Raw genomic sequence first — 18779 nt, 5'->3', positions numbered from 1 at the left:
GCCTCAGAAGATGCCGGTGCGGAAATAAGCCTCGCAGGTGCGCGCCACCCGCACCCGCTCGTTGCGGGAATCCAGGCACAGGTACATGTGGCCGAGCTCGTCGCGGCGCACCCGCTGCACCAGCGCCAGATTCACCACCACGCTGCGGTGCACCTTCACGAAAAGGCCTGGCGGCAGCTGCGCCTGCACCGCGGTGATGCCGAGATTGAGCATGCCCTCTTCCCGGGCCAGCAGCACCCGGGTGTACTTGCCCTCGGCCTGGAAATAACGCACCTGGTCCAGCGCCGCCACGATGATCTCCGGCCCGCGGGAGATGGCGACCAGGCGCGGCGCCGATGCGGCGGCCGCTTCCACGGCGGTCGAAGGCTGCGGGGGATGCGGAGTCTGGAATGCTTCGGCGCGCTGGACCATGGAGCGGAGGGCGGTGCAAAGCCGCTAGGGGACCATCGCCCGGTCCGCCACGCAATAGTCCGTACGACCGGACCGCGGGCCGGCAGGCCCTACTGGAACCACTCGGTGAAGGAGCGTTCCCGCAGGCAGCGCGCCTTGCCGCCGGCCACCATGCCTTCGAGGAAGGCGCCGCGCGCCTCCGGATCCATGCCGGTCTGCAGCCGCACCTGCGGATTGCTGTAGACCGCCTGCTGCGGGCCCACGCCGCCGGCATCGCGCAGCAGCACCTCGGTGCCGCGGCCGGTCTGCAGGGTGGCCCGGCCCTCGGTTTCCTTCACCCGCACCGCCACGCCGTTGTCGCAGCGGTAGGCGGTGCCGGAGAAGTGGTTGGCGAAGGGGCCGGTGGCGCAGCCGCCGAGCGCGGCGGCCAGGGGCAGCAGGGCCAGGGCGGCCGTGCGGCGGGCAGCGCGCCTGGAGAGCCTTGAGGGCATCAGCAGAAATGTCATGGCGAAGGTCCTCCCGATAATCCACGCGGCCACAGGGCCCACAGCCGCAGGCTCTGCTTGAGGCGGCCGGCGGCCTCGCCGGCATCCGCGCCCCAGCCGACGAAGTAGTCGGCCCGCACCGCTCCGACGATGGCACTTCCCGTGTCCTGGGCCATGACCAAACGTTGCAGCGCGGCCGTGGGCCCCGGCGAGGCCAGCCAGACCGGCGTGCCGTAGGGGATGCTGGTGCGGTCCACCGCGATCGAGCGGCCGGGCGTCAGCGCCACGCCCTGGGCGCCGCGCGGGCCGAAGGAGGCATCGAGCGCATCCAGCGGCTCCTCGCGGAAGAACACGTAGCGCGGATTGGTCCACATCAGCTCGTTGGTGCGCTGCGGGTTCTGCGCCAGCCAGGCGCGGATGCCGGGCCAGGTGGCGTCGCGCACCTGGCCGTTCTGCAGCAGCCAGCTGCCGATGCTGCGGTAGGGCTGGTCGTTGGTGCCGGCATAGGCCAGGCGCACCAGGCGCACGCTGCCGTCGGGCTCGCTGATGCGCAGCCGGCCCGAGCCCTGGATGTGCAGCACCATGGCCTCCACCGGGTCGGCCAGCCAGGCCAGGGCGCGGCCCTGCAACGCGGCGCGGGCCTCGGGCAGGGTGTCGATCTGCTGGCGGGTGTACCAGGGCTTGCGCTGGCCCAGGCCGGCAGGCGGCGCGTACAGCGGCACGTTGAAGCCCGGCGCCTGCAGCCGGCTGGCCGGCACCACCGGCTCGTAGTAGGCGGTGAGCAGGCCCTCGGGATTGCCTTCGGCCGACTCGACGCGGTAGGGCTGCAGCTTGGCCATCATCCAGGCGCGCTGCTCCTCGGGCGTGCCGATGCTGAGCCGGCGCACGTCGCCGCACAGGGCGGCATAGGCGGGGCCGGGTTTCTCGCAGCTCTTGGTCCAGGCGTTCCAGGCCTCGAAGAGGTCGTCGTCGGCGAAACCGGGCAGCTCCGACCAGTCCGCCGGCACCCAGCGGCCACGGCCTGCCACCGGGGCGGCGGGCACCGGCGCGAAGGCACCCGGGCGGCCGATGGCCGGTTCGCCGACACCGGGCACGGCAGCGGGCGCGGATGCGTCCGGCGGCAAGGTGGGTACGGCACAGGCGGCCAGCAGCAGGGCGGTGGCCGTCGCCAGGATTCCTAGAATGGCCCGGTCCACCGAACGCCGCGGGAGTCTTGTTGTCATGTTGCTGATTCTGCTTGAAGCCCTGCTGGCCCTCGGGGTGCTCCTGCTCATCGTCTGGTGGACCATGTTCGCCGGCCGCAAACGCGGCGAGCCGCCGCCGGCCGAGCGGGACCCGGAGCAGTAGGCCAAAGGGTTTACATGACGAAACGGCGGCCGGCCAGGGCCTTTCGAATAATGGGTTTTCGCCTCGAAAACCCATAAAGAAGGACTCTCGCCATGCGCAAACTCATCCTCGCAGGAACCGCCGCCGCCGTGCTGCTCGTCACCGGCTGCGCCGACATGAACATGTCCGATACCCAGCGCCGCACCGCTGTCGGCGCGGGCGCAGGCGCGGCCGGCGGCGCCGTGATCGGTGCCCTGGCCGGCGGCGGCAATGCCGGCAAGGGCGCGCTGATCGGCGCCGGCGTCGGTGCCCTCGGCACCTACATCTGGTCCGAACGCATGGAAAAGCAGAAGCGCGACATGCAGGCCGCCACCCAGGGCACCGGCATCGCGGTCTCGCAGACCTCGGACAACCAGCTCAAGCTCGATGTGCCCAGCGATGTCTCCTTCGACACCGGCAAGGCCAACGTCAAGAGCAACTTCGCGCCGGTACTGGACCGCTTCGCCACCAGCCTGCAGGGCAACCCCGGCGCCACGGTGCGCATCGTCGGCCACACCGACAACACCGGCAGCGATGCGGTCAACGATCCGCTGTCGGTCAGCCGTGCCGCCGCCACCCGCGACTACATCGTGATGCGCGGCATCGACTCGCGCCGCTTCGAGGTCGAAGGCCGTGGCTCGCACCAGCCGATCGCCAGCAACGACAGCGCCGCCGGCCGCGCCCAGAACCGCCGCGTCGAGATCTTCATCGGCGAGCAGGGCCGCTCCTGATCGCATAGCCCATTAGCTGGGCTTATGAACCGCGGTGAAAAATCGATCACCGCGGGCCGCCGCATGGGCCTAGCATGCAGGGCTTGTCCTTCCCCTCGAAAGCAAGTCCATGGTCAAGCAGGTTCTCGTCGTCGCCGCACTGGCTTCCTCCTTCGTGGGCTTCGCCGCCCAGGCCCAGCAGGCCGCATCGGCCACGCTCGACAAGGTCAAGTCCAGCGGTGCGATCACGGTGGCTTACCGTGAGTCGTCCATCCCCTTCTCCTATCTGGCCGACGGCCAGCATCCCACCGGCTTCGCCTGGGAGATCTGCGGCCGCATCGTCGATGAGGTGAAGAAGGCCACCGGCCGCGCCGACCTGCAGGTGAAGACGCAGGCCGTGACTTCCGCCAACCGCGTGCCCCTGCTGCAGAACGGCACCATCGACATCGAGTGCGGCTCCACCACCAACAACAGCGAGCGCGGCAAGCAGGTGCAGTTCGCCACCAACTACTTCTACACCGGCACGCGTTTCCTGGTGAAGAGCAGCTCGCCGATCAAGTCGCTGGCCGACCTCAAGGGCAAGAAGGTGGTCTCCACCACCGGCACCACCAACATCCTGGTGATCCGCAACGTCAACAAGGACAAGGGCCTGGACATGGAGATCCTGTCGGCCAAGGACCATGCCGAATCCGCCCTGCTGGTGGAAAGCGGCCGGGCCGATGCCTTCGCCATGGACGACATCCTGCTCTACGGCATCAAGGCCAACGCGCAGGCGCCGGATTCGCTGGCCGTGGTCGGCGAGGCGCTGCAGGTCGAGCCCTACGCCATCATGCTGCGCCGCGACGATGCCGGCTTCAAGCAGCTGGTGGACGGCACCATCGCCTCGCTGGTCAAGAGCGGCGATTTCGAGAAGCTCTACAAGAAGTGGTTCCAGTCGCCCATCCCCCCGAAGGGCGTGAACCTCAACGCGCCGATGAGCGACGAACTCAAGGCCAACCTGACCGCCCTGTCGGACAAGCCCGCGCTGTGAGCGGCATGCAGGACGCGGGTGTGGTGGGGGTGCTCGGCGGCATGGGTCCGCTGGCCACGGTGGATTTCCTGCGCAAGGTGATCGATGCCACGCCCGCTCAGGTCGACCAGGACCATGTGCCGGTGGTGACCAGCTCCATCCCGCAGGTGCCCGACCGCACCGCGGCCTTCCAGGGCCGGGGCGAATCGCCGCTGCCGGCGCTGGTCGCCAGCGGCCAGCGGCTGGTGCGCGCGGGCGCGGGGCTGATCGCCATTCCCTGCAACACCGCGCACCTGTGGTTCGAGCCGCTGCAGCAGGCACTGGGCTTGCCCATGCTGCACCTGATCGACGTCGCGCTGGACGAGGCCGTGGCCCTGGTCGGCCCCGAGGCCCGGCTCGGGCTGCTGGGCACCGAGGCCACGCTCGCATCCGGCCTCTACACCGGACGCGGCCACACCGGCCTGCGATGGCTGCTGCCGGCCCAGGACGAGATCGCGCGCTGGGTCACGCCCGGCATCCACGCGGTGAAGGCCGGCGACGTGCCGGGCGCCGCCGCGCTGCTGGTGCAGGCGGCGCAGGCCCTGGCCGATCGCGGCGCCCAGGCCATCGTGCTGGGCTGCACCGAGATCCCGCTGGTGCTGAACAACGGCAATGCGCCGATCCCGGTGGTGGACGCCACCGCCGCCCTGGCGCGCCGCAGCGTGGCCTGGTCGCTGGCGCAACGCGCCGCCTGAAGGGCAGGCCTCAGGCGCCGTAGCCGCCGTCGATGCTGAGGCTGGCACCGGTCACCATGCCGGCCTCCGGTCCCACCAGATAAGCCACCATGCCCGCGACCTCGTCGGCATGGGCATGGCGGGGGATGGCCATCAGCCCGTGCATGCCACCGGCATAGGGGCCGTCGGCCGGGTTCATGTCGGTGCCGGTGGGGCCGGGCTGCACGTTGTTGACGGTGATGCCGCGCGGGCCCAGGTCGCGCGCCAGCCCGCGGGTCAGGCCGACGATGGCGGCCTTGCTCATGGCGTAGACGCTGCCGCCGGCCTGCGGCATGCGTTCGGCATTGATGCTGCCAATGGTGACCACCCGGCCGCCGTCGGGCATGTGGCGCGCCGCCGCCTGGGTGGCGACGAACACCGCACGCACGTTCACCGCCAGGGTCTCGTCGAGGTCGGCCAGCGAGAAACCCTCCAGCGGCCCCATGCGCAGCACGCCGGCGCTGTTGACCAGGATGTCGATGCGGCCGAGCAAGCGGGCGGCCTCGTCCACGGCGGCCTGCAGCGCGACGGCATCGGCGCCGTCGTTCTGCAGGGCCAGGGCCTTGCCGCCAGCGGCGGCGATCTCGGCGACCAGGGCCTGCGCCGTATCGGCCGAGCGCGCATAGGTGAAGGCGACCTGCGCACCTTCCCGCGACAGGCGGCGCACGATGGCCGCGCCGATGCCGCGCGAGCCGCCGGTGACGAAGGCAACCTTGCCGGCCAGCGGGGTGGGGGAAGAAGAGGCGGTGTTCATGGAAAGCTCCGGGTGGTGTGTGTCGGTGCCTGCAGTGTCGGCACTTCGATTGCGCGCCGGTAGCGCCAGACGGGTTCTTTCAATTTCAACTCATGGTTGAAAATGGCGCCCATGCAGCCGCTCTCCCACCTCGAATCCTTCATCCGTTCCGCCGAGGCCGGCAGCTTCTCCGCCGCCGCCCGCCGGCTGGAGATGACACCCGCCGCGGTCAGCAAGAACATCGCCACGCTGGAGCGATCGCTGGGCGTGCGCCTGTTCCAGCGCAGCACCCGCCGGCTCACGCTGACCGAGGGCGGCGAGCGGCTGCTGCAGCAGATCGCGGGGCCACTGGCGACCGTGGCCGATGCGGTTGCGGGCGCGGCGGAATGGGACCGCCAGCCCGCCGGCACCCTGCGTGTGGCCATGGGCTCGGGCTTCGGACGCGCTTATGTGCTGCCGCTGCTGGGCGAGTTCCTGCGGCGTTACCCGGCGGTGCTGCCGGACTGGCGTTTCGACAACCGGCAGGTCGACCTGGTGGGCGAGGGTTTCGATGCCGGCATCGGCAGCGGCCTGGAGCTGCGGCCCGGCATGGTGGCGCGTGAACTGGGGCGGGTGGCGGTGGTGGCGGTGGCCGCGCCGGCCTATCTCGCCGGCAGGCCGCTGCCTGGCCATCCGGCGGAGCTGGCGCAGTTCGACGGCATCGTGCGCCGCTCGCGCCGCGACGCGCGGGTCTACAGCCACGCATTGGGTAATGCCGAGGGCGAGACGGCGGCGGCCGAGCCCCGGCCGTGCATCGTCTTCGACGACCCCGAGGCCATGTGCCAGGCGGCCGCCATGGGCCTGGGTGTCACCCTGGTGCCCATGGCCTTCGCCCTGCCGGGCCTGGAGAGCGGCGCGCTGCTGCGATTGCTGCCGGGCTGGTCGGCCGACGGCGGGCCGATCTCGCTCTACTACGCCAGCAAGAAACTGCTGCCGATGCGCACCCGGGTCTTCATCGACTTCGTGGTGGAGCAGTTCGGGCAGCGCGAATTCGCCCGGCGGGTGCGGGCCTGATGAGGCGGGGCGCCCGTCAGGATTCGAGCCGGATGTCGGCGGCGCGGATGAGGGCGCCCCAGCGCTTCTGCTCCTCGCGCACGAACCGTGCGAATTCGCTCGGGCTGGCGGGCATGGGCTCGATGCCGCGCTCTTCCAGCTGCGCGCGCAGCTCGGGCGCCCGCAGCGCGGCCGACAGGGCCCGGTTGAGCCGCGCCACCGTCAGCTCCGGCATGCGCGCCGGACCGACCAGCCCCTGCCAGGCATAGCCCTCGAAACCGGCCAGGCCGGTCTCGGCGAGGGTCGGCACCTCCGGCAGCAGCGCCAGCCGCTGCGGCGTGGCCACCGCCAGCACCCGCACCTTGCCGTTGCGGATGGCGGCCAGGCTGGGCGGCAGGTCGATGAACATGGCGTCGAGCTGGCCGCCGGCCACATCGGCCAGCGCGGGGGCGGAGCCCTTGTAGGGCACATGGCGGATGTCGGTACGGCTCTGCTGCTTGAACAGCTCCAGCGCCACGTGCAGCGGCGCGCCGGGGCCGGAGGAGCCGGCCGACAGGGCGCCGGGCGAACGCCGCGCCAGCACCAGGAACTCGCGCAGGTTGCGCGCCGCCTGGCGCGGCCCCACCACCAGCACCAGGGGCATGCGGCCCAGGCCGCCGATGAAGCTGAAGTCCTTCTCGGCGTCGTAGCTCAGCGAGGCGTACATCGCCGGGTTGAAGGCCAGGGTGCCGGAGTCCGCGCTGCCGATGGTGTGGCCGTCGGCGGCCGCGCGCGCCACGAAGGTCGCGCCGAGGATGCTGGCCGCGCCGGGGCGGTTGTCCACCACGATCTCCTCGCCCAGTTCGCGGGCGATGCGCGGCGCCAGCAGGCGGGCGATCTGGTCGGTGGTGCCGTCGGGCGCGTAGGGCACGACCCAGCGGATCGGCTGCTGCGGCGGTCCCGGCCGCTGGGCCCGCGCCGCCAGGCCCGTGGCCGTGAGGGCCGAGGCGGCGAGCAATCGGAGCGTTGTGCGTTTCATTCGGAGGTACCCAGCGGAGCGCCGAAACTGGCGCGAATGGACACGGGATCATCATACGGGAGCCGCCATCCAAATCGTCAGCAGCGGTAAGCGATTTGCCGCCGAGGCAAGATGTCGGCCCCCGTCCGCCTGTTTCCCACCCGTTTCCAGCCTGCCGAAAGCGCCATGCTCGTCCTCGTCTTCACCTTCGTCTTCGTGCTCGACATCCTGCTGGCCGTGTGGTGTGCCCGCACCGAGCCCGAGGCGGCGATCCGCAAGGTCACGCTGGCCTTTTATGCCCTGCAGCTCTTCCTGGGCGTGTTCGGAGGTTTCTTCGCGGTGTGGCGGCTGATGTGAGCGGCGCCGCCGCGGGTACGTTTCCTGCACGCCGCCGCGGCACACCATGAGACTCAAGCACATCGAGGTTTTCAACGCCGTCATGCTGACCGGCAGCGTGGGCGCGGCCGCGCGCCTGCTGCATGTGAGCCAGCCGGCCGTCACCCAGGCGCTGCAGCATGCCGAGCTGCATCTGGGTTATGCCCTGTTCACCCGCCAGCGCCAGCGCCTGGTGGCCACGGTGGAGGCGCAGGCGCTGTATCCGGAAGTCCAGCAGCTGATGGCGCAGCTGGAGGCGGTGCGGCGCATCGCCAGCGCGCTGGGCCGGGCGGAGACCCAGGAGCTGCGCCTCTTCATCGTGCCCTCGCTGGCGGTGAAGGCCTTGCCGGATGCGCTGCGCCTCTTCCGCCGCAAACATCCGCAGATGAACGTGTCGGTGCGGGTGCAGCATTCGCGCGAGATCGCCCATGCGGTGGCGCTGCAGGAGGGCGATGTGGGCATCGTCTACGGCAGCAAGGCGCATCCGGCGGTGGAGGAGGAGCTGATCGCCACCGGCCGGCTGATGTGCGTGTCGCGCGCAGATGCCGCCGAGGCCGATCGCCGCACCACCATCACGCTGGAGGAGGTGCTGCGCGGGCCTTTCATCCGCATCGACGACCGCGACCCCATCGGCACCATGCTGGCCGAGCAGTGGTCGCGCCTGGGCGGCGCGCCGCAGGCCGGCATCACGGTGCAGACCCACCACATCGCCATGGTGCTGGCCGAGGAGGGCTTCGGCCCGGCGATCATCGATTCCTTCACCGCCCGCGCGGTGCGCAACGACCGCCTGCATGTACGCACCGTGCTGCCCGAGGTGGCGGTGGAGGTGCGGGCGCTGATGCCGCAGGGCGTGCGTTCGCCCAAGGCGGTGGCCGATTTCATCAAGGCGATGAAGACCGTCACGGCAGCCAGTGAAGAGCCGGCCTGAGACACTAGGGCCCATGTCTTCCCCGGATTCGCCGACCCCCGCCACCGAAAACCCCAGCCCCGCTCCCCTGAACGCCGAGGAGGCGGCCGCCGTCGGCCTGCGCGCCTTCGACGAGGTGGTGGCCGCGGCCAGCGGCTTTCGCAGCCGGCCCGGCCAGCGCGACATGGCCGAGAAGGTCGCCCGCACCCTGGGCGCGGCCACGCTGGGCAAGCTGGAGGAGGACGAGGAGCCGCAACGCGCCATCGCCGTGATCCAGGCCGGCACCGGCGTGGGCAAGTCGCTGGCCTATTGCGCGCCCGCCATCGCCCTGGCGCTGGCGCGCGGCACCCGGGTGCTGATCTCCACCGCCACCGTGGCGCTGCAGGAGCAGCTGGTGGCCAAGGACCTGCCGGCCCTGGCCAAGCTGCTGCCCCAGCCTTTCCGTTTCGCCCTGGCCAAGGGACGCGGGCGTTATGTCTGCCGGCTGAAGCTGGAGCGCCTGGGCGGCCTGGCCGAGCCGGAGATCGACGAGGACGATCCCGAGGACGACCTCTTCGCAGACGAACCCGCCCAGCAGCGCCGCGCCCACCAGGAGCGGCCGGCGCACGAGGTGGAGGCGCGGATCAAGTTCTATGCCGGCGTGGCGCAGGCGCTGTCCAGCGGCGCCTGGGACGGCGACCGCGACACGCTGGAATCGCCGCCCACGCCGGATGTCTGGCTGCCGATGGCGGCCGAGGCGGCCTCCTGCACCGGCAAGCACTGCCCGTCCTTCGGCCAGTGCGCCTACTACGAGCGGCGCAAGACCCTGGTGGGCGCCCAGGTCATCGTGGTCAACCACGACCTGCTGCTGTCCTCGCTGGGCAACCGCCTGCTGCCGGAGCTCGACAGCAGCCTGCTGATCCTCGACGAGGCGCATCACCTGCCCGCCACCGCCCTGGCGCAGTTCGGCTGCCGCATGGACCTGGCCCGCCACGCCTGGGCCGAGACCCTGGCGCGGCGCGCGGTGCGTTTCGGCTCGCTGCTGGGCGTGACCGAGGTGGCCGATGTGCCGGTGCATGCCAAGTTCATGCGCCAGGCCCTGCTGGACACCGAACGCATCGTGAGCGACCTCTACGGCCCCGCGCTGCAGGCGGCCCAGCAGGCCAGCGGCCGCGGCGCCGCCCGGGTGCGCCTGCCCAAGGGCGAGTTGCCCGAGGCGCTGGCCGAGCCGCTGGGCCAGGTGGCGCACCATGCCGAGGGTTTTCTGGTGGCGCTGCGCTGCATCGCCAAGGCCTTGCGGGCCGAGATGCGCGAGCAGCCGGAGCAGGCCCGCCGGCTGTCCACCCAGTACGCCCAGCTCGGCGCCCTGGCGCCACGGCTGGAAGCCATGCTGGAGACCGCCCAGCTGCTGCTGCGCGACACCGAGCCGGGGGCGGTGCCGCCGGCCAAGTGGTTCACGCTGGAGAGCGATGGCGACCTGCCGGTGCTGCAGGCGCATGCCAGTCCCTTGCTGCCTGGGGCTACTTTGCGCAATCGCCTGTGGAGCCAGGTGCGGGGCGCGGTGTTGACCTCGGCCACGCTGACCAGCTGCGGGCGTTTCGACTTCTTCCTGCGGGAGGCCGGGCTGCACGAGGACGAGGCGGCTTCCACGCTGGAGGTGGCCAGTCCCTTCGACTATGCACGGCAGGGGCGGCTGATCGCTGCCAGCACCTTGGCCGATCCTCGGGATGCTGCGGCCTATACGGCGGAGATGGTGCAGGCCTTGCTGCGGGACCTGCTGTCCGTGCGCTTCGGTGCGCTGGTGTTGTTCACCTCGCGGGAACAGCTGCGGCAGGCGGTGGCTGCCTTGCCGCCTGCGCTGGTGCCTCGCGTCCTGGTGCAGACGGCGATGCCGCGGGCGCAGTTGCTGACCCTGCACCGGGCTCGGGTGGAGGCGGGGTCGGCTTCGGTCATCTTCGGGATGCAGTCGTTTGGGGAGGGGCTGGATCTGCCGGGGCGGCTCTGTGAGTCCGTGTTCATCACCAAGCTGCCGTTTGCGCCGCCGGATGATCCGGTGGGGGAGGCGCGGGCCGAATGGCTTCGGGGGCGGGGCGGGATCCGTTTACCGAGCTGGTGGTGCCGGCTACTGCGATCCGGCTGGCGCAGTGGGTGGGGCGGGCTATTCGGACTGAGGATGACTTTGCTTCGGTTTATTGCTATGACCGGCGGCTGGTTTCTACTGCTTATGGGCAGAGGCTTTTGAGTGGGTTGCCTGCGTTTGCTGTTTCTCGGGGTTCTTCCCTGGTTATTCCTGCTTGATGGTTTTTATTTACTTCTTCTCTTGTTGTGAGGGTGGAGGTGGGGCTGGCGTCGCCCCACACCCCGGGTAACTTTCTTTCCATTGAAAGAAAGTCACCAAAGAAAAATTAGAAAGCGGGATCGGGGACGGGCTTTCGCCCGGGTCGGGCCTTTGTTTCGCTGCGCTTCACTCGGCTCTCCGCATGGCGATTTCATCGCAGCAACGATTGCAAAAGCTCGAGGATCGGGCCGCCCACTCGCCAAAAGCTTCACGCTCTGCCGTCCGACAAGTTTGATCAAGCGCCGCGTCAAATCCGCTGGAAACCGCCAGTGCGCCAAACCAAGCGCTCACCAAGCGCGCCAGAGCGTGAAGCTTTTGGCGAACGAGCGGCCCGATCCTCGAGCATTGGCAATCGTTGCTGAGCCCACTACGCCATGCCGAGAGCCGAGTGAAGCGCAGCAAAACAATGGCCCGTCTCGGGCGAAAGCCCGTCCCCGATCCCGCTTTTTAATTTTTCTTTGGTGACTTTCTTTCAATGGAAAGAAAGTTACCGGGGGTGTGGGGCGACGCCAGCCCCACTGTCCTGGTCAAGAATTTTCGGACAGTTCGATAGGGCGTGTTGCTGCCATTTTTCGCTCGAAGGCGTTGGGCGGCAGATAACCCAATGTCGAATGCAGTCGAGTGCTGTTGTAGAAGCCGACGATGTAGTCGCCGATGTCTGCAGCAGCCTCGGCGTGATTGGCGTAGTCGCGCTGCCAGACGCGCTCCATCTTCAAGTTCAAGAAGAAGCGCTCCATCACCGCGTTGTCCCAGCAGTTGCCCTTGCCGCTCATGCTGGCCAGCAGGCCGTGGCGTTGCAGTACGTCGCGATGAAGCTCGCTGGCATATTGACTGCCCCGGTCGGTATGCACGATCAAGCCGGGGCTGGGTTTTCGTTGGCCAATGGCCATCTCCAAAGCCGCACAGACCAGCTCTGCCGGCATGCTCGGTGCAGTAGCCCAGCCAATCAACTTGCGTGAATACAGGTCCAGGACGGCAGCCAGATAAAGCCAGCCGCTGCGAGTCCGGATATAGGTGATGTCTGCCACCCAAGCTTGATTGGCCGAGGCTGGCGCGAATTGCCGCTGCAGCACGTTTGCAGCCACCGGCAGCGTGTGGCGGCTGTCGGTGGTGTGAACGAATTTGCGCTTCCAGCTTGGCTGCAGGCGGTGTTCGCGCATTAGTCGGCGTATGCGCCAGCGGCCAACGTCAATGCCCTGGACCTCGAGCGCAGCACGCAACCGACGGCTGCCGTAGCTGCGCCCGCTCGCTGTAAATGCGGCCTTCAGTTGCACCTCAATGGGCTCGATTACGGCAGGCCGAGCTGCTCGTTTAAGCGCTGCGTAATAACCTGCTCGGCTGACACTCAAGACACGACACAGCGTGCTCACTGCAACTGTCTCGGCCTTCTTCTGCCACTGAGCAATCACGCGGTGGATTACTTCAGTTCCCGGGCGAAGAAGGCCGATGCTTTTTTTAAGATGTCGTTGTCCTGGCGCAGTTGCCGCAGCTCTGCTTCGAGCTGACGAATACGCCGTTGCTCCTCGGTCAAAGGCTTGCCAATTCCGGGCTGGCCTGCACTCTCTGCATCGTATTGCTCGACCCAACGGCGCACCGCGCTGTCGGTCAGGCTCATGTCTCTGCAGACCTGCGGCACGCTCAGGTTCTGCTCTCGGATCATCTTGACGACTTGAAGCCTGAAGGCCTCGTCGAAGCTGCGGCGGGGAAGGCGGTTCGTCATGTTCCAGTTTTCCTCAGGGGTTTGAATCCCCTATCGACTTGTCTTTGGAAATTAGACCAGGACACACCTCCACCCTCACAACAAAAGAAGAAGTAAATAAAAAAACTCAAACCGAAAACCCCCCCTTAAAAACCCCCCGAAGAAACCCAACAAAAGCCCCCACAGCCCGAGGCACTTGAGGCGAATAAGCCCGAACCGCATAAAGCCGATCCCCAAACGCATCCACATTCCGCCACCCAGGCAATATCTCGACAAGCCGCCCCGAACCCAAAGCAGACTGCGCACTGAAATCAGGCAACAGCGCAATCCCGACCCCCGCAGAAGCCGCATCCCGCAACACCTCACTGTTATTGGCCGAAAACGGCCCGGACACAGGCACCGTCACCCGCTCCTCCTCGCCAGAGACAAAGGCCCAGGCCGGCGTTTCCTGCGCCCGGGGGTAGAACAGGCAATCGTGCGAAGCGAGTTCAGAAGGGACAGCAGGCGTCCCCCGCCGCCGCAGATAGCCCCGGCTGGCCACCAGCACCGTGCGGGTGGAGGCCAGCGCCCAGGCCACATGCGTCTCCGGCGGTGCGGCGGTATGGCGCACCGCCAGGTCGAAGCCCTCGGTCGCCAGGGAGCGCAGCCGGTCCGACATGTCCAGCTCCAGCCGCACCTGCGGATGCGCCCGCAGAAAATCCGGCAGACAGGGCAGCAGCTGCTGGCGCGCAAAAGCCACCGGCGCCGTCACCCGCAGCAGGCCCTGCGGCTCGGCCGCCAGGTCGCGCACGCTGGCGAAGCTGTCGCGGATCTGGTCGAAGGCCCCGCGGGTGCCGTCCACCAGGCGCTCACCGGCTTCGGTCAGCCGCACGCTGCGGGTGGTGCGCTGGACCAGCGGCACACCGGCCGCGCGCTCCAGGTCGGCGATGCGCTGGCTCATGGCCGCCTTGCTCACGCCCAGCCGGGCCGCGGCCGCGGTGAAGCTGCCCTGCTGGCGCAGCACGGTCAGCCAGTGGAGGTGCGACCATAGCGCATCGATATTTTCGGATTTCATGGCGTCATTGTTCAGCAAAACGAACAATTAATTCAGCCTGGCGGCCTAGGCAGGCGCGCGGGCGCTTCCTAGACTGGCCCTCTCACCTTCCAACCGAGACCAGCTCCGCCATGACCGCAGCATTCACCGACAGCGCCGACATCGTCCATTTCATCGACGGCAAGCCGTTCCAGGGCGCCGGCGAGCGCAGCCAGGCCGTCTTCAACCCGGCCCACGGCAAGGAAGCCCGCCGGGTGAAGCTGGCCGAGAAGGGCGATGTCGAAGCGGCCATCGCCAGCGCCAAGAAGGCCTTCCCCAAGTGGGCCGACACGCCGCCGATCCGCCGTGCGCGGGTCATGCTGAAGTTCCTGGAGCTGGTCAACCAGCACAAGGACGAACTCGCCGCCATCATCACCGCCGAGCACGGCAAGGTGTTCACCGATGCGCAGGGCGAGGTCTCGCGCGGCATCGACATCATCGAGTTCGCCTGCGGCATCCCGCAGCTGCTCAAGGGCGACTTCACCGACCAGGTCTCCACCGGCATCGACAACTGGACGCTGCGCCAGCCGCTCGGCGTGGTGGCCGGCATCACACCCTTCAACTTCCCGGTCATGGTGCCCTGCTGGATGTTCCCGGTGGCCCTGGCCGCGGGCAACTGCTTCATCCTCAAACCCAGCGAGCGCGATCCTTCCGCCTCCCTGTTGATGGCCCGTCTTTTGACCGAGGCCGGCCTGCCCGACGGCGTGTTCAACGTGGTGCAGGGCGACAAGCTGGCGGTCGATACGCTGCTCGAACACCCGGACGTGAAGGCGATCAGCTTCGTCGGCTCCACGCCGATTGCCAACTACATCTACGAGACCGGCGCGCACCACGGCAAACGTGTGCAGGCCCTGGGCGGCGCCAAGAACCACATGGTGGTGATGCCCGATGCCGACCTGGACCAGGCGGTGGATGCACTGGTCGGCGCCGGCTACGGCTCGGCCGGCGAGCGCTGCATGGCGATCTCGGTGGCGGTGCTGGTGGGCGATGTGGCCGACAAGATCATCCCCAAGCTGGCCGAGCGCGCCAAGGCGCTGATCGTGAAGAACGGCATGGAACTCGACGCCGAGATGGGCCCGATCGTGACGAAGCAGGCCCTGGAGCGCATCGAGGGCTATATCGCCACCGGCGTGGAAGAGGGCGCCGAGCTGGTGGTGGACGGCCGCGGCTTCAGCGTGCCGGGCCACGAGGCCGGCTTCTTCACCGGCGGCACCCTGTTCGACAAGGTGACGCCCGAGATGCGCATCTACAAGGAAGAGATCTTCGGCCCGGTGCTGTCCTGCGTGCGGGTGAAGGATTTCGCCGAGGCGGTGGACCTGGTCAACGACCACGAGTTCGGCAACGGCGTGGCCTGCTACACCCGCGACGGCCATATCGCCCGCGAGTTCGCCCGGCGCATCCAGGTGGGCATGGTCGGCATCAACGTGCCGATCCCGGTGCCCATGGCCTGGCACGGCTTCGGCGGCTGGAAGCGCAGCCTGTTCGGCGACATGCACGCCTACGGCGAGGAAGGCGTGCGTTTCTACACCAAGCAGAAGAGCGTGATGCAGCGCTGGCCGGAGAGCACGGCCAAGGGCGCCGAATTCGTGATGCCGACGGCCAAGTAAGGCCGCCCGCGCTCAGGGGCCGGCGCTGGCGCAGGACGATGCGGCCTGTGCCTCCAGTGCCTCGGCATATCGGCGCGCGGGTTCGGCGAGCAGCGCCTGGGCCATCGCCTCGACCCCGTCGCCGTAGCGCCACTGGCCTTCGAAGGTGGCCAGCAGGCGGAAATTTCTTTCCTTGTAGTCGGCGAGCGCGGGTCCGATCGCTTGGCGCAGATCGTCTTCCAGCGCCTTGCGCAATTCGGCGACCGGCAGCCGCTCCGTGGCCAGCCCGATGAACGCGCAATCGATGCCGAACTCGGCCGTGTTGTCCACGATCGACTGGAAATGGGTGGGCAGGTCCCGCTCCAGGTAGCCGGCGATGGCGTCGCGGCGCCGTATCAGCAGCTCGAACAGCTGGCGCGCCGCGGCCGGGTCCTCGATGTGGCGGGCGATCACGGCCTGGATATCCGCATCCGGAACCGCCTGGATGCGCCGCAGGCTTTCGTGCAGCATGGCGCGCGGGGTGCGCCCGAAGATCATGCCCTTGGGCCCGGCCGCCAGCAGCGGATTCGCCAGGCTGAAGAACTCCTCGGCCTTCTCGTTGAACTCTTTCCTGCCCCTGCGGGCTCGGTATCCGCCGGAACCGCCGAAATTCAGGAAGTAGGGTTGCAGCCGCCCATCGGGCAGGACGAGGAATCCCAGGTTGTCGCAGACCGGGCCGATGATGTCGCGCACGTTGAGCAGCACGGCGACGACATAGGCCAGCCCGATCTCCGGACATTCCTCCGGTATGCGCAGCAGCTGGTCGATGTCGATGGCGCAGTCAGGGAACAACTGCCCGGCCGTCCGCAGGCCCTCGATGAGGGCACTGGCCACGCAGTTGCGGCCCTGGTGCACGACGACCTGGGTCTGCGGCACGTGCAGGCCGAAGATGCGCGCCAGCTCGCCCATCATCACTTCGTTGCGGGCCTTGCCCGGCGCTTCGACCAGCTTCACGTGGTATTGCGCGCCGGTGAGCGGGTCCAGATAGTCGCCCAGGCTGTCGGTGTTGCCAGGGCCGCGGATCTGCACCATGCGGGCCATGTGCAGCGCCATGTCCTGATGCTTGCCGGCGAACACGGTGGCCTGGAAGTCCGCGGCCGATGCGCTGGCATCCTGCCGGCGCTCGCCGATCTGCAAGGTGGCGGCTTGTGGATCGATGCGGATCGTCTCGCCGCCGCCTGGCGGCAAGTCCCGGCCATGGTTCGGCACAGGATCGATGGACGTACCGGGGGAAACGCCGGAACCGCGGTTCGCAGGCGAAGAAAAAGAGAGCATGGGTGTCCTCGAAAGGTGGCACCTGCGCAAATGCAGGCGCTCCATGCTCCGCAGCCCTTCGGCGGCCGTCGTGACGCCAGGCGCAGCGCTGGCCGGCCTGGCGAGAAGGGCGGCCGCCTTATTCGATGGTGGCGCCGGACGTCTTCACGATGTCCTTCCACTTCAGGTAGTCGGCCTTGACCAGCGCGCCGAAGGCCTCGGGCGAACGCGCTTCCGGCTCGGCGCCCTGCTCGTGGATGGCGGCCTGCATCTCCTTGCCGGCCAGCAGCTTGTTGACCTCGCGGTTGACCTGGGTGACCACCGCCGCCGGCGTGCCCGCCGGCAGGAACAGGCCATACCAGGTGCTGACGTCCACGTCCTTGTAGCCCAGCTCGGCCACGGTGGGCACGTCGGGCAGCGAGCTGCTGCGTTTGGCCGAGGTGACGGCCAGCGGGCGCAGCTTGCCGGCCTTGATCTGGCCCAGGGCGGACGGCACCGAGGACACCATCAGGTCGATATTGCCTGCCAGCACATCCATCAACGCCGGATTGGAGCCCTTGTAGGGCACGTGGCGGATCTTGATGCCCGCGGCGTTCTTGAAGATCTCGCCGGCCAGGTGGATGGTGGTGCCGTTGCCGGGCGAGCCGAAGGTGATCGCGTCGGGCTGCGCCTTGGCCGCGGTCACCACGTCGCCCAGGGTCTTGAAGCGCGGGTTGTTGGCGGCGGTGACGATGATGATGGGGGTGTAGGCCACCTCGGCCACGGCGACCAGGTCGCGGGTCGGGTCGTAACCCACGTTCTTGTAGAGCCAGGGCGCGACGACCATGTTGTCCTTCTGGCCCATCACCATGTCGTAGCCGGTGGGCTGGGCCTTGGCGGCCTCGGCGATGCCGATGGTGCCGCCGGCGCCGGCGCGGTTGTCCGGCACCACGGTCCACTTGACCGACTCGGTGAGCTTCTGCGAGACCAGCCGCGCCAGGATGTCGGTGCCGCCGCCGGGCGGGAAGGGCACGATCATGCGGATCGGCCGGTTGGGATATGCGGTCTGGGCCTGCGCGCCGGCGGCGAGCGCCAGGGCGAGCAGGGAGAAGGACAGGAACTTGCGAATCATGAGGGTGTCTCCGACGGGGCTGCGGCATGCGGCCCGCGCGGAGCTTTGCGGCCCCCGCGCGCGGCGCGCGAGGCGGGGAGTGTGCCGCAATCGGAGGTGTCGGCTCAGCGGGAAAACCGCAGGTGCGGCCTGCCGCCGTCCGCTCAGGACGGGTCTTTGCTGCGCGTGCGGCCCACGGCGCTGAAGATGCCGATGCCCAGGATGATCACCGCGCCGATGGCGATATAGGTTTGCGGCACATGGGCTGCCACGGCGGCCCAGATCAGGCCGCCCAGGAAGATCACGAAACCGACCATGTAGATGGCAAAAGACACGGCAGACTCCTCGATGGTTGAATTGGGCCAGAGCCTGCCGTGCCGCCGCGGCGCCTGACGTACGCGGGCGTCGCCAGTTCCGCATCGGCCGGCTCCTACACCCATAACCGCACGGCCCAGGGGTTGCCCGGTGGGCCCGACATAGTGGCCGCATACAATCCGAGGTTGCCTGCCTGCTGCCCATGTGCCGCGGGCGCGGCGCGATCCGCCCTTTTCCCCACCCCGACGGCCGACAACGGCCGTGGAGCCGAAACCCGTGTTCATCTCTTCCGCTTTCGCCCAGACCGCGCCCGCCGCCACCGCCACCGGCGGCGGCATCATGGGTTCCCTCACCGGCATGCTGCCCCTGGTGCTGATGTTCGTGGTGCTGTACTTCATCATGATTCGGCCCCAGATGAAGAAGCAGAAGGAGCATCGCCTGATGATCGAGGCCGTCGCCAAGGGCGACGAGATCGCCACCTCCGGCGGCCTGATCGGCCGCATCACCAAGCTGCACGAAGGCAGCGTGTCGATGGAAATCTCCCCCGGCGTCGAAGTGCAGCTGCAGCGCAGCGCCATCGCGCAGGTGCTGCCCAAGGGCACCCTGAAGTAAGCAGAGGCCGCGCCGGCCGCTGCGGCCGGTGCCCCCTGCG

The 18779-nt window shown here is 68.7% G+C and carries 19 protein-coding genes and 1 pseudogene; 10 read left to right on the top strand and 10 right to left on the bottom strand.

All coding sequences use genetic code 11. The features are described 5' to 3' along the window. Positions 1 to 3 precede the first annotated feature (3 nt). The 3 genes from GT347_RS12400 to mltA form a co-directional block, all read right to left on the bottom strand. Positions 4 to 411: a LytTR family DNA-binding domain-containing protein gene (locus GT347_RS12400; RefSeq protein WP_160552238.1), complete on the bottom strand. Its 408-nt coding sequence runs from the start codon at positions 409 to 411 to the stop codon at positions 4 to 6. Between the two features lie 89 nt (positions 412 to 500). After that, positions 501 to 896 carry a hypothetical protein gene (locus tag GT347_RS12395; RefSeq protein WP_160552237.1) on the bottom strand — a complete coding sequence of 132 codons (396 nt, stop codon included), beginning with the start codon at positions 894 to 896 and terminating at the stop codon, positions 501 to 503. Next, on the bottom strand, positions 893 to 2098 hold the full coding sequence (gene mltA, locus GT347_RS12390) for a murein transglycosylase A (RefSeq protein WP_407704153.1): 1206 nt from the start codon (positions 2096 to 2098) through the stop codon (positions 893 to 895). The genes GT347_RS12395 and mltA overlap by 4 nt, the downstream gene beginning before the upstream one ends. On the opposite strand from mltA, the gene GT347_RS27840 reads away from it, so the two are divergent. The 4 genes from GT347_RS27840 to cuyB all read left to right on the top strand — a co-directional run bounded on the left by GT347_RS27840 (position 2097) and on the right by cuyB (position 4693). After that, entirely contained in the window at positions 2097 to 2222 is a 126-nt protein-coding gene (locus GT347_RS27840; RefSeq protein ID WP_268236193.1) for a hypothetical protein, read from the top strand. The genes mltA and GT347_RS27840 overlap by 2 nt on opposite strands. Positions 2223 to 2314: 92 nt before the next feature. After that, positions 2315 to 2971: an OmpA family protein gene (locus GT347_RS12385; protein ID WP_160552235.1), complete on the top strand. Its 657-nt coding sequence runs from the start codon at positions 2315 to 2317 to the stop codon at positions 2969 to 2971. Between the two features lie 109 nt (positions 2972 to 3080). After that, entirely contained in the window at positions 3081 to 3980 is a 900-nt protein-coding gene (locus GT347_RS12380; protein WP_160552234.1) for a transporter substrate-binding domain-containing protein, read from the top strand. Positions 3981 to 3985: 5 nt separating this feature from the next. Next, complete coding sequence (gene cuyB / locus GT347_RS12375) at positions 3986 to 4693, top strand: cysteate racemase (RefSeq protein ID WP_229722906.1); 708 nt, start codon at positions 3986 to 3988, stop codon at positions 4691 to 4693. A gap of 10 nt (positions 4694 to 4703) precedes the next feature. Here the strand turns inward: cuyB and GT347_RS12370 are convergent, their stop codons facing one another. Then, positions 4704 to 5465: an SDR family oxidoreductase gene (locus GT347_RS12370; RefSeq protein WP_160552232.1), complete on the bottom strand. Its 762-nt coding sequence runs from the start codon at positions 5463 to 5465 to the stop codon at positions 4704 to 4706. A gap of 111 nt (positions 5466 to 5576) precedes the next feature. On the opposite strand from GT347_RS12370, the gene GT347_RS12365 reads away from it, so the two are divergent. After that, entirely contained in the window at positions 5577 to 6497 is a 921-nt protein-coding gene (locus tag GT347_RS12365) for a LysR family transcriptional regulator (RefSeq protein ID WP_160552231.1), read from the top strand. A gap of 16 nt (positions 6498 to 6513) precedes the next feature. Here GT347_RS12365 and GT347_RS12360 read toward each other — a convergent pair whose 3' ends face one another. Beyond that, complete coding sequence (locus tag GT347_RS12360; protein WP_160552230.1) at positions 6514 to 7494, bottom strand: Bug family tripartite tricarboxylate transporter substrate binding protein; 981 nt, start codon at positions 7492 to 7494, stop codon at positions 6514 to 6516. 111 nt (positions 7495 to 7605) lie between these two features. Here GT347_RS12360 and GT347_RS12355 point away from each other — a divergent pair, with 111 nt between their 5' ends. The 3 genes and pseudogenes from GT347_RS12355 (at position 7606) to dinG (ending at position 11032) form a co-directional block, all read left to right on the top strand. Next, a complete protein-coding gene (locus tag GT347_RS12355) occupies positions 7606 to 7830 on the top strand; it encodes a hypothetical protein (RefSeq protein WP_160552229.1) in 225 nt (74 codons plus the stop codon). Positions 7831 to 7876: 46 nt separating this feature from the next. Beyond that, positions 7877 to 8776 carry a LysR family transcriptional regulator gene (locus GT347_RS12350; RefSeq protein ID WP_160552228.1) on the top strand — a complete coding sequence of 300 codons (900 nt, stop codon included), beginning with the start codon at positions 7877 to 7879 and terminating at the stop codon, positions 8774 to 8776. Between the two features lie 67 nt (positions 8777 to 8843). Next, positions 8844 to 11032, top strand: a pseudogene (gene dinG, locus GT347_RS12345) (ATP-dependent DNA helicase DinG). A 567-nt stretch (positions 11033 to 11599) separates the two neighbouring features. Here dinG and GT347_RS12340 read toward each other — a convergent pair. Together GT347_RS12340 and GT347_RS12335 are read right to left on the bottom strand one after the other, a co-directional pair. Continuing rightward, positions 11600 to 12792 (bottom strand): IS3 family transposase gene (locus GT347_RS12340; RefSeq protein ID WP_160552227.1). Its coding sequence is split into 2 segments (ribosomal slippage): positions 11600 to 12519 and positions 12519 to 12792, totalling 1194 coding nucleotides; the frame shifts between segments, so codons are not numbered across the junction. A gap of 106 nt (positions 12793 to 12898) precedes the next feature. Beyond that, positions 12899 to 13825 carry a LysR family transcriptional regulator gene (locus GT347_RS12335; protein ID WP_160555323.1) on the bottom strand — a complete coding sequence of 309 codons (927 nt, stop codon included), beginning with the start codon at positions 13823 to 13825 and terminating at the stop codon, positions 12899 to 12901. A 110-nt stretch (positions 13826 to 13935) separates the two neighbouring features. On the opposite strand from GT347_RS12335, the gene GT347_RS12330 reads away from it, so the two are divergent. Next, positions 13936 to 15450, top strand: a complete 1515-nt coding sequence (locus tag GT347_RS12330; protein ID WP_160552226.1) for a CoA-acylating methylmalonate-semialdehyde dehydrogenase — start codon at positions 13936 to 13938, stop codon at positions 15448 to 15450. A 12-nt stretch (positions 15451 to 15462) separates the two neighbouring features. On the opposite strand, the gene GT347_RS12325 is transcribed toward GT347_RS12330, so the two are convergent. From GT347_RS12325 to GT347_RS27280, 3 genes are all read right to left on the bottom strand, one after another. Continuing rightward, on the bottom strand, positions 15463 to 16743 hold the full coding sequence (locus GT347_RS12325) for a hypothetical protein (protein WP_229722853.1): 1281 nt from the start codon (positions 16741 to 16743) through the stop codon (positions 15463 to 15465). A gap of 118 nt (positions 16744 to 16861) precedes the next feature. Next, positions 16862 to 17833 carry a Bug family tripartite tricarboxylate transporter substrate binding protein gene (locus GT347_RS12320; RefSeq protein WP_160552224.1) on the bottom strand — a complete coding sequence of 324 codons (972 nt, stop codon included), beginning with the start codon at positions 17831 to 17833 and terminating at the stop codon, positions 16862 to 16864. Positions 17834 to 17976: 143 nt separating this feature from the next. Next, positions 17977 to 18147 carry a hypothetical protein gene (locus GT347_RS27280; protein WP_195812411.1) on the bottom strand — a complete coding sequence of 57 codons (171 nt, stop codon included), beginning with the start codon at positions 18145 to 18147 and terminating at the stop codon, positions 17977 to 17979. Positions 18148 to 18403: 256 nt separating this feature from the next. Here GT347_RS27280 and yajC point away from each other — a divergent pair, with 256 nt between their 5' ends. Continuing rightward, positions 18404 to 18739, top strand: a complete 336-nt coding sequence (yajC, locus tag GT347_RS12315) for a preprotein translocase subunit YajC (RefSeq protein WP_160552223.1) — start codon at positions 18404 to 18406, stop codon at positions 18737 to 18739. Positions 18740 to 18779 lie beyond the last annotated feature (40 nt).

This window comes from Xylophilus rhododendri, assembly GCF_009906855.1.
In the GTDB taxonomy this organism is placed as follows: Bacteria; Pseudomonadota; Gammaproteobacteria; order Burkholderiales; family Burkholderiaceae_C; genus Xylophilus; species Xylophilus rhododendri.
This window is presented reverse-complemented; position numbering and strand designations above follow the sequence as displayed.

Bases quoted from the DNA above. Each gene is read 5' to 3' on its own strand.
- mltA (WP_407704153.1), bottom strand. From the start codon at position 2,098: ATGACAACAAGACTCCCGCGGCGTTCGGTGGACCGGGCCATTCTAGGA.
- cuyB (WP_229722906.1), top strand. From the start codon at position 3,986: ATGCAGGACGCGGGTGTGGTGGGGGTGCTCGGCGGCATGGGTCCGCTG.
- GT347_RS12350 (WP_160552228.1), top strand. From the start codon at position 7,877: ATGAGACTCAAGCACATCGAGGTTTTCAACGCCGTCATGCTGACCGGC.
- GT347_RS12330 (WP_160552226.1), top strand. From the start codon at position 13,936: ATGACCGCAGCATTCACCGACAGCGCCGACATCGTCCATTTCATCGAC.
- GT347_RS12400 (WP_160552238.1), bottom strand. From the start codon at position 411: ATGGTCCAGCGCGCCGAAGCATTCCAGACTCCGCATCCCCCGCAGCCT.
- GT347_RS12370 (WP_160552232.1), bottom strand. From the start codon at position 5,465: ATGAACACCGCCTCTTCTTCCCCCACCCCGCTGGCCGGCAAGGTTGCC.
- GT347_RS12385 (WP_160552235.1), top strand. From the start codon at position 2,315: ATGCGCAAACTCATCCTCGCAGGAACCGCCGCCGCCGTGCTGCTCGTC.
- GT347_RS12335 (WP_160555323.1), bottom strand. From the start codon at position 13,825: ATGAAATCCGAAAATATCGATGCGCTATGGTCGCACCTCCACTGGCTG.
- GT347_RS12395 (WP_160552237.1), bottom strand. From the start codon at position 896: ATGACATTTCTGCTGATGCCCTCAAGGCTCTCCAGGCGCGCTGCCCGC.
- GT347_RS12325 (WP_229722853.1), bottom strand. From the start codon at position 16,743: ATGCTCTCTTTTTCTTCGCCTGCGAACCGCGGTTCCGGCGTTTCCCCC.
- GT347_RS12365 (WP_160552231.1), top strand. From the start codon at position 5,577: ATGCAGCCGCTCTCCCACCTCGAATCCTTCATCCGTTCCGCCGAGGCC.
- GT347_RS12380 (WP_160552234.1), top strand. From the start codon at position 3,081: ATGGTCAAGCAGGTTCTCGTCGTCGCCGCACTGGCTTCCTCCTTCGTG.
- GT347_RS12355 (WP_160552229.1), top strand. From the start codon at position 7,606: ATGTCGGCCCCCGTCCGCCTGTTTCCCACCCGTTTCCAGCCTGCCGAA.
- GT347_RS12320 (WP_160552224.1), bottom strand. From the start codon at position 17,833: ATGATTCGCAAGTTCCTGTCCTTCTCCCTGCTCGCCCTGGCGCTCGCC.
- GT347_RS27840 (WP_268236193.1), top strand. From the start codon at position 2,097: ATGTTGCTGATTCTGCTTGAAGCCCTGCTGGCCCTCGGGGTGCTCCTG.
- GT347_RS12360 (WP_160552230.1), bottom strand. From the start codon at position 7,494: ATGAAACGCACAACGCTCCGATTGCTCGCCGCCTCGGCCCTCACGGCC.